Origin of the sequence: Acerihabitans sp. (genome assembly GCF_036398755.1) — a bacterium.
Classification (GTDB): domain Bacteria; phylum Pseudomonadota; class Gammaproteobacteria; order Enterobacterales; family Enterobacteriaceae; genus Acerihabitans.
Genome location: NZ_DASWOM010000092.1, coordinates 1 through 16506, shown reverse-complemented (window position 1 = coordinate 16506; position 16506 = coordinate 1). Strand labels below are relative to the sequence as shown.

Genomic DNA, 16506 nt, shown 5'->3' with positions numbered 1-16506 from the left:
CGGCGCGGCAGGCATCATTTAACCGGCATACCCGGTCGCCGCTCGCGGGAAAGGCCAACCGGTTGGAAGAGTCGCCTGGAAAAAAAATAAGTTACCGGCAGAGTGGCGACTATTGACGCCAGCGGCGCTAATCGGACGGCGAGACCCCATTTTTCCACCCAGCACCATAAAAACATCATGTTTAATATATACTGTAATAAATAAACGCAAGGCAGCCAGATAAGTGATTTCAGTCCTCGATGCTGGTTAAATACAAAAAAGCGATTGAGCAGATAAGCCAATAAAATACCCGCCACATAGGCGATGGTGAAGCTGGCCGCATAGCTGTAAACCATCAGCAGCAGTAAAAAAATGCCGTAGGTCAAGGCCGTATTAAGCCCGCCTGACACCAGAAAACGGACAAGGCTCCGCTTATGCAATGTGAATGGATTTACCGTCATGGCCGCCAGTCGCCTGAGCATTCGCTGAGCATCCTGAATTCGTCATAATCCCGTATATAGTCCGCCGCATCGTAATGATGCGAGGCAAATACCAGCAAAATGGCATCTGGGGAATAGCGGGACTGAATGCCCCAGGTCATGGCCGGCAGATAAACGCCCCGGGTGGGCTTGTCGAGGATAAATTCCTGGCGGTTTATGCCGTCGTCAGCCACCACATGCACCCGTCCTTTTACCGCGATGAGGAATTGATGGCAAACCCGGTGCGCGTGTTCGCCGCGGATTTGCTGTGTGGGCACATTGTAAATCAGAAAATAGCGAACCGGTTTGAACGGCACCGTTTGACCAAAATCGCTCACCGACAAGCTGCCGCGAATGTCGGTGAATTTGTCCATGGCATGCAGGCTCACGCCTTTCACCCTGGTTTGCAGGCGCATCGGCGCCTTTTCCGCAACGGCTATCTGTTCAGCGCCGACCGGCCTGGCGTCAGCATAGCCCACGATGGTGGCGGGATTGCCGACCACAATGGCGTTGGCGGGTATTGAGCGCGTCACGACGGCCCCCGCGCCAATCATAGCGTTCGGACCTATGGTCAGGCCCGGCAGGATAGTACTGTTTGCGCCCAAAGACGCGCCTTTACCGATCACCGTGCGCGCAAATTTTTGCGGGTAGACTTTGCTGCGGGGAAAGGGATCGTTGGTAAAGGTGACATTGGGGCCGATAAACACATCGTCTTCTATGATAATGCCGTCCCATATCTGGACACCGCATTTCAACGTTACCCGATGCCCAATCTGGACATCATTTTCAATAAAGACATGGTCACAAACATTGCAATCACGGCCCAGGCGCGCCCCCGGCAAAATATGGGTAAACGCCCAGATGCGCGTATTCTCGCCAATGTCCTCCGATTCACATAATGCCTGGCCATGGACAAAGAAACTTTTACCGTTATTCATCTCCGCCTCCAAAAGCTTCAACGCGCATCGGGATGGCTAGAGGCCGATGCTTGGTATTTTCGTAAGTGCGCCATGCATAAGAACCGACGGTGCCGATGCCTAAAAGAATCAGGCAGCCCAAGAATGTGATGGTAAGCATAATCATGGCATAGCCGGGTATTTCGCTTGCGCCGGAAAATTTGACCACCAGGGTCAGTACTCCCAGCAGCACGGCCATGCAGGAACCCAACGCGCCCACGCGTATCAGTAATTTGATGGGCAGGTCGGTGTAGGAAAATATGCTGTCCATCATGTAACTGATTTTCTTGTCCAGGGTCCATGCAGACCGCCCATGAAGCCTTTTGCGGCGGGAGTAGGCCACCACCCGGCGGCGGTAACCGAGCCAGAATATCTGTGCTATCAGTGAGCTGTGGCGCTCTTCCAGGGTGAGTAGCCGGTCACGGAATGTTTTGTTGCAGGCAAAGACATCTACGCCGCCCGCGGGCATGTCCTCAATGACGTAACGGCGATACAGGCCCCAGAATATTTTTGCGGCCATGCGGCTCATCCAGGGGTCGTGCCGGCCTTCGCGCGCGCCCACCACAACGTCGATCTGCTGATGCAGCAGGACCTGATTCATCACCAGGACCAGCTCCGGCGGCTCTTGCAAATCCGCCGCCATGACGGCGAAACGCTGGCCTTTGCCATACTGCAAGCCGGTCCTGATGGCCATAAACGAACCGAAATTTCGCGACAGCAGCACCAGCGTTGACCGGAATGGCTGCAATGGCAATTGCTTGTGCAGCAGTTCGTAACAGCGATCGGGGCTGCCGTCGACCACGAAAACCGCTTCCAACGCGTGTTCCAACTGGTTATCCAAGCCGGCGACGGCGGCCAGCAGGTCGGGAAGATTATTTTCGTTAAGATAAACGGGTATGATCAGCGTCAACACCTTCATCCCTCCTGCTTGAAATAGGCCGACACCGCCGCGATGACGCGATCGACCTCATCAGCGGCCAGGCCAGGGTAGCAGGGCAGGGAAACCACGGTGTCGCAGGCGAGGCCGGTAACGGTGAGCGGAAGGGGAGGTCTGGCAATATAGGCTGCCTGGCGGTGATCGGGCGTGGGATAATGGATATCGGCGGTTATCGCTTTACGTTTCAGCGCGCTGATGAACCGTTGCCGGTCCGCGAGCCGGACAACGTAAAGATGAGCCACGTAGTCGGACGCGGTGGAACAGGGCAATCGCGCGTCAAAACCGGCAAACGCCGCGTTATAGCGTTGGGCGATGGATCGGCGCTGTTCATTCCATCCATCAAGGTAAGGCAGCTTGATGCGCAAAATAGCCGCCTGCATCTCATCCATACGGCTGTTGCGCCCGCCGGGGATGGCGACCTGATATTTTTGCGCCCAGCCATATTGGCGCAATTGACGCAGGCGCGTCGCGATGTCGTGGTCATTGGTCACCACCGCGCCGCCATCACCCAACGCGCCGAGATTCTTGGTCGGATAGAAACTAAAACAGGCGACGGCGCCAAAGCTGCCCGCCAGCTTGCCGTTGCGCCGGGCGCCATGCGCCTGGGCGCAGTCTTCAACCACCGGTATGCCCGCCGCCGACGCCAGGCGGATAATGTCCTCAATAGCGGCAAGCTGACCGTAGAGATGGGTGACGATGATGGCGGCTATGGAGGCGTCAAGCACCGCCGCCAAGGCGCTGGGGCAAAGGTTGAGGGTAGCTGAATCAACGTCGAGATAAACCGGTTCGGCGCCAATGGCATAGATTGCGCTGCTGGCGTAAAACCCGGCGTTGGCAACCGTAACGACGCGCCCGCCGGACGGCACGTCAAGGCTGCGAAGGGCGAGTTCCAGCGCATCGGAACCGTTGGCAACGCTAATGCAATGGTTCACGCCAAGATAGCCGGCGAACTCATTTTCAAATGATCGCGTCTCGTTGCCCATCACATATCGTTGACTGGCTAAGACCTTGTGCAGCGGCGTAATAAAATCGAGGCCCGCGTTCGCCTTGGCGGCGCAGAAAAGTTCAAGCTCGTGCATGTCCATATACGGGCCTTCCTTCGCATAAATTTATAACTGATATGGTTGTCGGCATTCATAGGTTGTAGTTAAGCCGTATAATCACGTAAGCCATAATCGTTTTAGTTAACCGTTTAGCGAAGATTGACGAAAAGAGTTTTTTCCCCCATTCCGGCTGATGCTATTTACCCGAGAAAATTCAGTCCCGGGCAGGCTGTGCCGGCCGCACTTTTAGCGGCCGTCATCCATCAACCCACGGGTTCCCTTGGCGAAGCCAGTAATGCGTAGCGGTTCAGCAACTGCACGAACTGGCTATCAAGTTGCATCAGCAACCGGGGTGATATGGCGTTTTCCCGCTGCCGCGCTTCGGCTAATTTACGCAGGGACTCCTCGAGCGGCGGCGAACGGTCCAGCGCCTGCTGAATAGCAAAGACCGAGGATTTCAGCTGTGAGACGGTCATGTATTTGCCGCGTTTTTCATCCAGTCCATTAAGCTTATCCGCCAGTTGCTGTAGCTGAGTATTGGCGCAATGCCAACCGTCGAGTTTTTCCAACGGCGTGGCGTTGGCGGTAAACTGTTCAGCCCACTCTTGCGTCAGCCGTTTCGCCGCCGGATTATCCGGCCAGAGTATCCGGGTTTGATGCGCCAGTTGCGTACCGGTGTCCTGTGCCCAACGCGGCGACAGTTTTGCCAGGCGATGGATTTGCTGGCGCGTAGCGGCGATAAGCTGCGTTGCTTCGCGATTGAGCATTCCGGGCTCATGGTTTTTCAGGGTTTCGAGTGCCGGTGCGCTTAATGGCTTGGGAAGGACCCGCAGCGTTGCCATCAGTTGCTCTCGGGCCGGTGGATGATAAAACGCGTTCACGCCCACCAGCATGCCGCCGCCGGCCAGTACCGTCACGAGCATACCCGCTGCAAAACCTATCCACTGGATCGGGCGTTTCGCCCGGGGTGCCGGGGAGATAATCACCCGCGGCGCCACCGGCTCTCCCCGCGGAGCATAGACCCAGGTTTCGCGGGCGCCGGCCGGCCATTCCCCCGCCGGATGGGTCGCCGGAGCGGGCAGCACGAGGGTGGTGTCCGTGGCGGCATACCTGTTCTCCAGCCGTACCGCCGCGCCGTGCATAAAGAGACTCAGCGCGCTCAACTGACTGATATGCTTGAGTTCAAGGCGCCGCAGCGCCGCACACAGCGCCTCGATACATTTTTCCGCCTGATGGATTTGCGGCAGATCGCGATATTCCAGCGCCATTACCCGCAGTTGATGCTGAAGGCGCTGGCTCAGACCGGTGAGGATTTCTATGCGCGCATGCACCGGCTCTGGCCACATCCCCACCCATTGGCGGGAGATCAGCGCCTCGACGATCGCCAATCCTTCTTTCAGTCCCGACAGACCGACGAGTTGCGCCCGGGCCTGGGTGTACCATGCCGCGGTTTGCAGGTCGATGCCGTTTTGCTGGAACAGGCTCAGACACAGCTGTTCCACCTTGCTCCAGTTCACATCCGGACGCGCCGGATGGTTTAGCTTGTTCACTTCTTCATGTAAAACGGCATAATCAGCCAGCGCACGGGGGTCGCCCCCGGTGCGCAGCCGGCGTTCAATAGGCATAATCGATTCCTTCCGGACGTGTTGGGTCAGAGGCAGTTCTGTTGTTTCAAATAGCGGATCAGCACACGGCCTTCCGGCATGAACAGGGTGCCAAAGCGCACCAGACCGAAGTCTTTCAGTTCGCAGTCGATGTCGTACTCAAGATGTCCAGGCCTGGACTGCGGCAGCGGCACCGCGCTCACGCTTTTGAGGCGGGGCTCATATTTCAGCAGCGTGGCGGTAAGGGTGGTCAACAGGGAATGCGCCATGCCGGGCATTCCCTGCAATATTACACTCATGTCCGGCAGGCCATAATCCGGCAAGTGGCTCAGCGTGCCGGCGCGGCAGTTGAGGATGCGCTGCATATTGTCGAGCACGGAAAGGATGACCTGCTCCTCTTCACCGATCTGGTGGAGGGCGAGGCCGCCGGCGAAGTTGCCGAGCAGCATTTCATAGATCGAGGGGGCGTGGGATCCCGGCATCATTGTTTCTCCGCCCGGAGCGTCAGGCCATTATTACCAAGCTCTATGGTGCGTGGTTTATCGGGATGCAGATCGCCTCGGGCCAGAACGAGGCGCCAACGATTTTTTTCCCTTTCCGGTTGGCGGAACAGGCCGACGATTGCGACAAATCGCGCGTCTTTCTCCATCGGCATATTCAGCGACGCCGCCGTGCCGGGTTTCACTACCAGGCTGCGGCCGGCAAGCACATCCTCTTTAAGCGCGTTATCACCATTATCCGCCAACTGTTGATACACCCTATTCCTGAAGTTTTTATCATCACGTAACTGATAGATGCGAACCATCACCGGCAGCGAGGCAGAATTCTCCTCGCCGGCGTCGGTGTTCAGCGCTTCGCGCGCGGTGAAATCCAGCCGCAGGATTTTCACCTGTTTGTAAAACAGCGATCGGGTCACGGATGCGCCGCCGTCCGCCACGGTTTGATTCAACCCGCAGCCGCTCAGTAAAACAGCCAGCGCCGGTAAAACGATTCTATTGTTCCAGGCGAAATTTGATAACACGACGTTCTCCTTTTTTCTGCGTATCGGGAGCCATGCCGCCGTAGCGGCCCAGGTCCAGGGTAAAAAATTCAGCCATATCCTCTGCCGGCGTTTCGGCATCCAGGCCCAGCACGACGGTCAGCCCCAGTCTCATCATGGATTCGCCCAGCACCGGCGCCGGTAGCAGATGGGTCGGCACCCTAAGCTGGAGACATGCCTTATAACGCCAGCCCAGATAGACCCTCAGCAACACCAGGAAATCGGCATAAATCCGGCCCTCCGGCAGCCATTCCCTGGCTTCGTCACCGTCGGATGTGCGCAGGGAAATCAGCAACTGGCTGTTGGCATCGACAGCCTCATCGCCCATGATGGCGTTGCCGTCCAGCCAGTTGGCCCGGTCGTCGTCAAACGCCATCGGCGACGTGATACGCACCCGGCGCAGGCAGTGGGGCGCGATATCGGCCTGGGTAAAGGGTGCCAGCAGCCGCACCAGTGCCTGCACCCCTTCAGCCGTTCTCCCCGGCTGGCGCATAACCCCCAGCAACGCCAGGAAGCGCGAGGCCGGCGTGGCAAAATGCTGCTGCGAGCCGGGTATTCCCATGCCAATCAGTCCCAGCAAACGCTGCGAGGTATCATCCTGGCCGCCGGCCTCAAACGTGGCCGGATAAGAGTATTTTCGCCAGATACGGTAAAACTGCGTCATGATGCGATGATTAAAAATATCGAGGAAGCCTTCCAGCGTCTCATGCCCGTCGCGCTGCCGGGTAATATCGTCGGTATAGGACGACGGCAGCGGCGAATCCACGCCATACAGCCCCAAAAAAGTGGTACGTATGGTCGGCGGCGCATCCGGATGGCCCGCATCCCTTTCCACCGCTTTCAGTTCACTGACCGGAAAACCCATACCGGGATGTGGGCGGAACCGCACCGGATCGTCCGCCGGATTGGCGGTACTGCCCAGCGGCGGCGTGCCGGGAGGTTGTTCCAGTAACTGGCAGAAGCGGTAGAAGTTGATTTTGCCGATATCCCGCTCTAGCCTGGCGATTAGCCGGGAATGCGCGGTGTGTGATTCTCTTCCCATTCCAGGCGTTCTCCTGTCGGTTGCAATAGCAGGGTCAGGCGGTTAAACAAATGGATATCGGTATACAGCGCGAAGAAGCGGCTGAGCATTTCTCCAAACAGGCAGATATCACCGGCCCCGGCAAACCCATGGCTGTCGAGCGTGATTTCAACGTGAACGCCGCGCAGCAAATAACCGCCGTCAAAGCGCTCGATCTCGCTGTGTTTTACCTCGACGATGGCGTCCAGCCGTCGGCGGTTGATCTCGCTTTCCGTCCAGTCATATAGCGCCAGCGTACCGCGCAGCACGTCGGCGTTATCCATCATCCACAGGAAACTACTGCCCAGATGGCTTAACACCCGCCAATGAAAACGATCGCGGTTGGGGGGATAACAGGGCATTGATGGCACCGACAGATTGCGCACCCGCACGTTCGCGCCGGTCGATTTCACCACCGTATCAAGCACCGTGCTTTGCAGGGCTTTGCGTGGCAACTGCCCGTTGGTGCCGGTCAGGCTCAGGGACAGGTTTTCGTTATCCGGCACCCGATGGTTATCAAACGCCTCACCGCCGAGGATCACCCAGGTATCGTGCAGACCCGAAGGCCCGCGTTTTACGCGGGTATGATAGTAATACTCCGGCGCGTCATGACGCAGCATCCCCCCTTTGTGGCGAAAACTGGTGAAGGGGACATACCTTTGATGGCCTGAATGCCGGGAGGAGATAACCGAGTCCACCGAGTAGATCTCGGTATGGCCGTCCTGCACGCGCATCGGGCGCAACAGATACTCCGTCTGAAGCGACGAGAGTGAAAGCGGGTCGGATTCCAGAGCAAACAGGTTGATCACCGGCACGCAGTGCAATCGCAGGTGTTTTTCCGAGAACGAGAAATCGTGCTCCCAGCGTTTATTCAGCACCAGGTCAATGTCAAACCAGGCAAGCCCGGGCGGCAAGGCAAACGAGTCCAGCCCCTTAAGGGCCACGAACATAAACTTCTCGCGAAAGGTGAAGTACTCCAGTAGCAACTGATAGCCGCTGAACGCGCTATCGCCTTTCGGCCATAGCCTGTCCTGGTCGCTAAAACCCTGCGGGGCAAAGAACGCGTCCAACCGCCGGCGGTCAGCCTGGCCCGGCAGGCGCAGCCACAGTGTGCCGGGAGTGAGCGTGAAGGCTTCATATAAAGCGCAGGCCAGCGGCGCGTCGGCATTAAAATAGAGCGGCAGATGGCCCAGATTGATTTGGCTCCAGTCCGCCAGTTCCCCACAGCGAAAGCGCAGGCGGATCACCGACCGGCCGTCCGGCTCGGTATCCAGCACGGCGCGATGCAGCGAGAGCGGGAGCAGTTCAATTTCCCGCGTGGTGGTATAGCGGCAACGCGTCGCCCGTTCACCGATAGGCCTTGAGAGCACTTCAAATCCTTTAGTCACCATCATGCGCTCTTTCATCCCCTGCCATTGCGGCGTGAATTCCACAATGGAGAGGGAAGGAATGGTGCGCAGGTAGTGTGGCCAAAGCAGGCTGACGAGCCCTTCGGTCAGTTCGGGTAAGTCGTCATCGAGCTTTTCCCGCAGGCGGCCCATCAGGAAGGCAAAGCCTTCGAACAGGCGTTCCGCGTACGGATCACGGGAACCGGCTTTATCCAGGTTGAGTCCGGCGGCACGGTCAGGATGCGCGCGGGCAAACTCTTCGCCCGCCTCGCGCAGGTAACGCATCTCGGCGTCAAAATAACGCAATGTCAAGTCGTCCATGGTGTTCTCAGTAAAGCAGGGAGGATAATGAATAGGGATATAATTTATAATTCAACAGGCTGAAGGAACGGGTTTTTTATTTTACACAATGAGAATAGGTTATACTGTGTTGCATTTTTAACTGTCAATGGCATATTTGGTGGCCATGCCGGGCATCCAGCCAGAAGGAACGCCTAAGCACTGGACATATCCTTTAGAATTAAGGCTATTTGTATATAAAATATATGGCTAAACAGTCAGTAGGCAAGCCATGAAATAGCTAACGAGTACAAAAAAATTGTTTTTTGCACCTTAAAGGGTGCTTTTTACCATAAATAACTTTATAGGCGCCTAGAATAGACAAATGGATAAATAAACGGGTTTAAAATAAGTGCAATGTCAAATATACTCTACACCACTACATTATTTAACCAAAAATAACTCTAATATTCATGTGGTTTAAAGTATGATCATGTCGGCGGTATGAGGGAAGATACCAGCACCATGAGTAATACGGTTACTCTTTTATTTATATTATCGATTAACATCAATAGATTCTCGGGGTAATGTCATCAATATTGTTTCGTAAATATTCCATTAATTGTGACTCTATCACTTCCTTTCCTTTGTCCAAAAACCGTCTCTATACATTGATCCCAAATCCCAGGTCTTGCTTTGAATTTCATGAGCTTTACCCATCATTTCTTGTTGCGCAGATTCAATATAAGAAACTAGTGTGTCAGTAACACCCAACTTATCATCTGGTTTATCAAGAATAACCGCAGTAATCAAACCCGCGACTATTACAGCAATGATTGGCCCTGCCACAAAGGACATCATAGTTGCGACTCCGGCACCGGCCGCCCATGACATGCAAGACGATATGCTGCGGAGAAATAAAAAGTTAGCCTTCCCCCTGCTATAATAGTGTTTTTGCGGCCATATCTTTCTTATCCCAGGATAGCCAGATAATTCAATAAGCTCAGTACCCTTTTCATTTACAAAAGTCGTGGCCCTGATGCCAAAACCACCCAGCTTCGCGATTAAAATTGACGTGTCGATCGCATCTCGTCCCCTCACGCCATAGTTCACTACGATTTGCCCTGGGCCAGACTGAGTAATGTCTATCCATCCTTTCCTGGAGGCCTGCCGTCCTCTGATTCATACGAATCGTTATTCATCGATAATGTAAACCGCGCCTGGCACGGACAACTGCTTTTGCTGTGCAGCGTGCCGGCAAATTTACGGCCATTTATGGAATCCCCCGGCACGTGGCCGATGATGGCATACATTCCCGGGAATTTGCCGCAGGTGACGCGATCCTGTTCCCGGGCAATAGCTTTGCCAAACAAGGTGTGGGTGGGGTCGCCTTCGGTTATCATTCCTCCGCAGGTGGTGGCGTCTTTTATTACCAGGTAATATCCTTTTGCCATAAAAATTCCTCTTTTTAATGATTTAACCGCATAACACGGCGGCTCGGGCAGGGTCTAGCGTAATTAGCCCGCTGAGCAGGTTTTCCATTGCCGCCTGCAAACGATTTTTGTCGCCGTCCGCGCGCGGGATCTTCATGCGCAGAAGCTTCAGGCGACGGGCCTTGACTTCAAAAACCAGCTCCGGTTCCCACTGCGTCAGACTCAGGGAGGAACTGCCGTCATCCAGATCGCCCAGCAGATGCAAGGCCATGTCGACTTTGCCGTACTGTTCGGCAACACGGGCCATCACTAAACGTAAAAGCCACTGATGGCGCGGCGTGGCGACCCCGGGCCGGGATTGCAGCCAATACAGCGCCTGCTCAACGCCGTCGCTGTCGGCTTGCGCCAGTGCTTCGGGTTCAAGTTGCAGAATATCGTCTTCGGCGAAGGTGGCGTCGACAGGCTCGCCGTGCCAACCGGCGGCGGATGCCAGCACCTGCCGGTTTATCCAGCCCTGGGTTATGTCATCGGCGAACGGCGTACCGTCGCTCCAGGATAGGCTTTGAAGCCCGGGCAGGCGGGTCAGCAGCAGGTTCAAATCCTGCGTAATGCAGCTTGCCCAGCCGTCAAAGGGCGCGCCGGATTGCGTGAGCGCCTGATGCAGATACCACTGCGTGTCCAGCCAGAAGTGGTTTACGCCTTCAGCAAACATCGAATCCGCCTGTTTGAGCAACTCCGGCCAGCTTTGCTGCCGGTAGAGGCGTTTAAGCCGGGCGCAATACTCAGGGCGCGGCGGCGGCAGGCGGGTACGCCCGGAGACATCCAGCGTCGGCAACTCATGCACGGTGTCCCAACGCACACTCTTGATCAAGTGATGCCCGGAGAGCCACCCCTGCGGCTGGTCGCGCAAATATTTGGCCAGCGTCTTGGCCTGATCGAGCAGGTCGCGTCCTGACTGCACCGGACGCAATGATGGCGAGGCGCTGTTATTAACCGGTGTCGATGATGAAGTACCGCTGTTTTGCGGTACCACCGCATTCAGGCCGCCGGATTGTACCAGCCGGTTTTCCAGCGCGGCGCATAACGCGCCGAGCTGCGGCCGAGAGGCGTCATCCCAACGGTTAACCCCTTGTTCTATCATGATAAGCGCGCCGACAATACGCGTAAAATCGCCTTTATCGACTTCCGGATACAACGACAGGCTGTCAAGTACCCGCGAACCCGATAGCCACTCCAGCGCCGTTTTGCGGCTGGCGCCGCGCCGCGGATGCAGCGTCTCGCCAAAGCGGGTAATCAGTCCGGCCAGCAGGGAAAGCCCATCGGCCAGGCCGGCTTCACCGTCACGATGCAGACGTGCCCAGATGTAATACGTGGCGACGCGCACGTCTTTGCACTGCGCGGTGAGCAGTTTCTCAGCCAGCTTACAGGTCAGCGCGGTATCGATACCGGAAAGTTTATTGACCTCTTCGCGCATCCGCTGAAAATCATCGTCGTAGCCGGGATCCCTGCCTGCCGGTAAATCCGGCGTCACCGGTTGCAGCCAGTTATCCCACCTTGCTGCCTGTTGCCGCGCCTGCTGTAAAAGTGATTCGGCCTCTGCGCCGCAGGCGTTGAGTAGTGATGCGGGTGTCGCCATTGCTGCTCCTGTGCAATCGTGTTCTGGTGAGCGGTTTAATGTGCGTGCGCCGAAGCGCCCCGCATCAGGAAAATCTGTCCCGGCAGCGTGAAATCGCGCAGTTGTAACAGCCCCAGCGGGCCTTCACCCAGTTCGGTGCGCAATATCCATTGCAGCGGCCGTTGGTCAGCGGTGGTGAAGGTCAACTGATAGCGTCCTTCATCCAGCTTTTGCCGCTGCGCCTGCTCAAGCCAGCGTATAAGCCCCCAGGTTCCCTGGTAATCCCCGTACAAACGGGCGCCGGCGTTGACTTCCGTCCAGGTCAGCATGGCGCCCGGTTTATAGGTATCGCCCGGCCAGCGGAAGCGTTGCCAGCTTGCCATCTGGTTAAAGTAGATCAGTTTTTGTCCATCAATGGAGAGATGGGTTTCCACCACATTGGGAACCGGGCGGGCCAGCAGCTCAAAACTCATACCCTGACTGCCGTCGGTGAACAGAATGTCGGAGATAAGCCTTAGCTGATTGATGGCGGCAAGAAACGCCGGATTAAACGTCAGCCCCTGACTGTTCACCCGGTCCGGTACCCATTGAGTCCCTTCTTTATGCAAAACGCCGTGCAGTTCGCGGGTCAGGAAGCTGTCGATATGGCCGCTGTCCTTACGGATAAATTCCGCCAGCATCGGCAGCGAAGCGTCGCTGTTACCGATCGCAAACGGATAGCGCCCGTCAAAAGCGGATTTCCAGTGGGCGACGACGGTGTTGTTCCACTGATCGTTCAGGCTGGCGGACGAGGGATGTAATACCGTTTCCCAGGCCTGCGCCAGCGGCTGGACAAACAGGCTGTGCCCGAAGCTGTTCCATTCTTCACCCAAACTCGCGGCAATCAGACTGCCGTACGCCTGCGTGTCGGTCAGATCCACGCTTTTGCCGCGGAAAACGGTCTGCGCCAGTATCTGGGCCATTTCCCGCGGATCCGAGGCATTGGCGATCTGCTGAAGTTTCAGACGCACGCGGGTGACGCGGGTCAACAGCGTTTGCAGGCTGAGCGAGCTGTCGGAGAAGGTCCTGCTTTGCGCGCCGCCTTTACCCATCAGCGCCAGCAGAGGACCGAAGATCTCATCCAGCGGACCGGCCGGAGCGTCGGCACGCTGATCAATGGCCGGCTGTGAATCGCTGTTTATCAGCGCCTTTGCGGATTTCACCAGCGAGTCTGTCAGCGCGCGGGCTTTCTGTCCTGTTTGCCCCTGCCATGCCAGCTGGTTCATCAGCGCAATCAGCGGCGACTGACGCACATCGCTCATCAGGGTCAACTGATCGATAACCTCAGACAGATTGCGTGCGTCGTTCCAGCTCAGGCTGTTGAGAAACTTGAGCCAACTGCCGGCAAAATCATTGAAGTAGCGCGCGGTCAGACGTTTTTTCAGCGCCTCGGGCGAGATATCGTCGCAGACCGAACGACGGTCGTCGCTCAAGACCCAGTCAATCTCTTCCCGGCGTGATGCGGCGGCGTTGTCGATCGCCTGCTGGATTTGTTCATCCCAGGCCTTGCGGGTGAATATGCCCGGCACCACCTCCTTGCTGTTGAACAGCCGCTGTGCGTCGGTACTGCCGGTCATGTCGGTTAAGGTCATATCGGCATAGTGGCGGCTCACCGACAGCAGCATGTTTTTATACAAGGTGCTTTCGGCGTTGCGCTGGCCGATTTCCCCCAGCAGCACCTGTCGGGCCTGGTATACCAGCGCCCTGTCCGGCGTTATTTTCCAGCCAGGCTGCGCGGGCAGGTTCAGCGCATAAAATCGCCATAAGTCCGGTGCCAGGCGTTGCCATAATCCGTGCGAGACACCGGGACGCACCGGCTCGGTGGTTATCATCACCTGGGCGTAGAATGCGGCGTCGGCTTTTTCCGGGCGCGCCATCATCAGGTAGGCTTTTAACTGATCATATCCCGCTCTCGCCAGCGCCGCCCGTTTCGGGCTATTGGCCGGCAGGTTGACCAGCACGCTGAGTTTTCGCCGCAAGCTGTCGGCGGCGGCATCCCTGATAAGACGGTGCCCGGCATGGCCATACCACGGCATCAGGGTATTGAGCAGCCGTTCGCTGTAATCCAAGCCAAAGCGCTGATACCAGGGGGCGCCGTTTGCCACCCATGTTTGCAGCCGGCCGATGTCGTTGCGCAGCGCCAGCAGGGCGATCAGCTGTTCATCCGCGACCTGCCGCGGTTGGGCCAACCGGTGCGCCAGCCCGGCGGCGGCAACCATCTGGTGACGGTTCACGGCAAACGACACCACGCCGCCCGCGCCCCACAGCACCACCAGCGTCAGCAGGGCGATGCACAGCGTTTGCTCCCAGGGCAAGCCGATGCGGCACCCGCGCGCGGTCCGGCAGTCATCTAGCACGCCTTGCCAACTGGCCGGCGCCGTCCAGGCATTCTTATGCGCATCCATCGGGGGGATTGACGGGTTGCAAACATCCGGCAGACTGAACATCAGCCCGCGCAGGGGGATGCGCCGGGCGGATTCGGTACACCACGGGGTCAATACCCTGCGCCAGCGTGCGGCGCCGTTCGCGGCCAGGGACTGGGCGAGGCGCAGCAGGAAGTCATGGCGGCCGGTGGCAAACACCTGCTGCATCCCCTGTTCACGCAGTTGAGGCGACAGTGACTGGATCTGCCGTTCAATGGTTTGCGGGTCGGCATTATCCGGGAACAGCGCGCCCACCGGCTGTTCGGCCCTGCCGCTTTGCGGCCAGGCGCTGTCGCAGATCTGCCACAGATACACCGGCGGCTGGTATCGCAACGCCTGGCCGGTTTTCTCCAGCGAGCGCAGGCCGTTATCCATCCACTGTGGCGTCTGGCGCTGTGACCCGGTGAGGGCCCAGACCACGCCGTCGAGCGGACGGGGGCGGCGCAGTGTTCGCCATTCGTCCAGACGTGGCCCATCACATGCCGCATGCAGGCTGCCGCCGTGCAGCAGCACCGTGCGCTGACCTTCAAGCCAGCCCTGAGCGGCCAGGCCGGGGACCAGCGCGGCGATTTCCGCTGGTTCGCCCACCACCATCAGCAGGCGGATTTTGCAACGCCAGAAGAAACCGTAGCGGCGGCGCAGGCGATTTTTTAGCTGCGACGATTCGCCATGGAACAGGGCATCTGCTTTTTCTGCTTTCTCCGGCGCAGGGATATCATCGCCCCGCGCCTGTTGGCGTATTTCATCAAACTGCTTTCTGCCGGACATACGGGTACCGACAAAGGAAATCAGGGCGCACAATGCCACGATCCCCGTCCCCACCATCAGACCGGTCAACCAATGTCCACGCTCCGCCGCACCGGCAATAAGACCCACCCGCTCCGGGTGTTGCCAGATAAGCCAGCACATCAGGATACCCGCGATTAAAAACAGCAGTGTTATCGTCCAGAACCAGACTTCGGGTTTTATCATGGGTAAGGCAATGCGCTTCACGCGTTATTCTCCTTGTGAGCAGCGTCAGGGGATACGACGGTAGTCCAGACAGCGTCGCCGCCCTGTTCGCCATTGATGATCATATGTGGTGCGGGGCATCTGCTTATGGCCTGTGCGGCGGCGGTAATGGCCAGCCAGGGGGCGGCGCGGCCGGGATCTCCCAGGAATTCGTTAAAATTGTGTATGCCGACGCCGGGATCGATAGCGGCGAGCGGGGGCTGGCCCAGAGCCACCACGGCGCATCGGTATCCTTCGCTGCTTCCGCTTAAACCCGCCAGCCACAGATGTTGCACAACGGCAGGGTGCAAGGGAACCCAGTCCATCGCCTGCACAATTTTTTGCTGTAATGTTTCCGGTTGGGGAGGAGAAGACTCAGGCCGATGGAGCAGCGCCATGGGTGTCAGCGTTTTTTGGGTCAGGCGGTTACCCAGCAGCATACCCACTACCGCCTCACCGGTCATTTCCGGTTGTTGCGGCGCGATTTGCAGCGCAATCACCAGTAATACCGCTTTATCTTTAATGCGGTGATCCAGCCAATGATCGATGACGGCCATCCCATGGCCCGTTATAAAAAAAAAGGGCTGAGGCCGTGCACTATCAAGCCAGGACTGTTGCCAAAGTTCCCTAACCCGCGCGTCTGAAACAGTGGAGGAGGACGCCAGAAAAATGGCGACGGGGTTATCCTCCGGGAGATGAGACAAAGGTTCAGCGAGGCGTTCCAGCAAATTGGCGAAAGCGGCGGAAATTTGCATAGCCGGCGAAAGGCCTTCGGCAATTGATAACCGGCTGTGCCGAATACCGCGTTCTCCCTGCCAGGATGCCTGAGCAATCAGCCGTTCTTCGTTACCCAGCAACGCCTCAGTAACATCAGCATCTGTGGATCGAGACGTTGTCGAATGCGCTATTTCGCATTCTGCGGCCAGAATGTGCAACGACCGCCGGCCGCGACGCACCTCCCGCAAAATCACCTGCTCGCGCCGTTTGTCCCAGGCGTTGGCCCGGATTTGCCACAACAGGTAGACAGCCAGACGACAGCCCAGGAGGATTGTCCAGCAAATGGCGGATGCGCCAATAGCAAGCCACCAAAAAGATGGCTCTTTCGCCTTATTTCCCATAACGCGCCAAAGTAATATTCCGAACCCAACAAAACAAACCAACGCGCAGAGCCAGCGTAAAGGTTTTGGCGGGGCAGGGCGTCGATATGGACCGGGGATTGTGTTTAAATTTACGGGCATGAGT

13 protein-coding genes and 1 pseudogene are annotated in these 16506 nt (G+C 57.3%); all 14 read right to left on the bottom strand.

Going from position 1 to position 16506, the window contains the following annotated elements; translation table 11 throughout:
• Positions 1-14: 14 nt before the first annotated feature.
• Complete coding sequence (locus VGC33_RS15420; protein ID WP_331121651.1) at positions 15-461, bottom strand: GtrA family protein; 447 nt, start codon at positions 459-461, stop codon at positions 15-17.
• Positions 437-1396, bottom strand: coding sequence for a WxcM-like domain-containing protein (locus VGC33_RS15415; RefSeq protein WP_331121650.1), 960 nt, complete (start codon positions 1394-1396; stop codon positions 437-439). Before VGC33_RS15415 ends, VGC33_RS15420 begins: the two co-directional genes overlap by 25 nt.
• Positions 1389-2327 (bottom strand): glycosyltransferase family 2 protein, encoded by a 939-nt coding sequence (locus VGC33_RS15410; protein WP_331121649.1) that lies wholly within the window; start codon positions 2325-2327, stop codon positions 1389-1391. The genes VGC33_RS15415 and VGC33_RS15410 overlap by 8 nt, the downstream gene beginning before the upstream one ends.
• Before the next feature lie 2 nt (positions 2328-2329).
• Positions 2330-3436 carry a DegT/DnrJ/EryC1/StrS family aminotransferase gene (locus tag VGC33_RS15405; protein ID WP_331121648.1) on the bottom strand — a complete coding sequence of 369 codons (1107 nt, stop codon included), beginning with the start codon at positions 3434-3436 and terminating at the stop codon, positions 2330-2332.
• A 221-nt stretch (positions 3437-3657) separates the two neighbouring features.
• Positions 3658-5019 (bottom strand): VasL domain-containing protein, encoded by a 1362-nt coding sequence (locus tag VGC33_RS15400; RefSeq protein WP_331121647.1) that lies wholly within the window; start codon positions 5017-5019, stop codon positions 3658-3660.
• A 26-nt stretch (positions 5020-5045) separates the two neighbouring features.
• Complete coding sequence (gene tssE, locus VGC33_RS15395) at positions 5046-5480, bottom strand: type VI secretion system baseplate subunit TssE (protein ID WP_331121646.1); 435 nt, start codon at positions 5478-5480, stop codon at positions 5046-5048.
• Entirely contained in the window at positions 5480-6019 is a 540-nt protein-coding gene (tssJ, locus tag VGC33_RS15390) for a type VI secretion system lipoprotein TssJ (RefSeq protein ID WP_331121645.1), read from the bottom strand. Before tssJ ends, tssE begins: the two co-directional genes overlap by 1 nt.
• Complete coding sequence (tssG, locus tag VGC33_RS15385; protein ID WP_331121644.1) at positions 5991-7079, bottom strand: type VI secretion system baseplate subunit TssG; 1089 nt, start codon at positions 7077-7079, stop codon at positions 5991-5993. The genes tssJ and tssG overlap by 29 nt, the downstream gene beginning before the upstream one ends.
• The gene (tssF, locus tag VGC33_RS15380; protein WP_331121643.1) at positions 7043-8806 is read right to left on the bottom strand and encodes a type VI secretion system baseplate subunit TssF; all 1764 of its coding nucleotides are present in this window, start codon (positions 8804-8806) and stop codon (positions 7043-7045) included. Before tssF ends, tssG begins: the two co-directional genes overlap by 37 nt.
• 591 nt (positions 8807-9397) lie before the next feature.
• Complete coding sequence (locus tag VGC33_RS23350; RefSeq protein WP_331121642.1) at positions 9398-9877, bottom strand: hypothetical protein; 480 nt, start codon at positions 9875-9877, stop codon at positions 9398-9400.
• A 68-nt stretch (positions 9878-9945) separates the two neighbouring features.
• Positions 9946-10218: pseudogene (locus VGC33_RS23345) on the bottom strand (PAAR domain-containing protein); the annotation flags it as partial.
• Between the two features lie 22 nt (positions 10219-10240).
• The gene (gene tssA, locus VGC33_RS15365; protein ID WP_331121641.1) at positions 10241-11833 is read right to left on the bottom strand and encodes a type VI secretion system protein TssA; all 1593 of its coding nucleotides are present in this window, start codon (positions 11831-11833) and stop codon (positions 10241-10243) included.
• A 35-nt stretch (positions 11834-11868) separates the two neighbouring features.
• Entirely contained in the window at positions 11869-15267 is a 3399-nt protein-coding gene (locus VGC33_RS15360) for an ImcF-related family protein (protein WP_331121640.1), read from the bottom strand.
• The coding region (locus VGC33_RS15355; protein ID WP_331121639.1) for a KPHS_23130 family T6SS system protein at positions 15264-16506 on the bottom strand (1243 nt) is incomplete at its 5' end. The genes VGC33_RS15360 and VGC33_RS15355, both read right to left, overlap by 4 nt.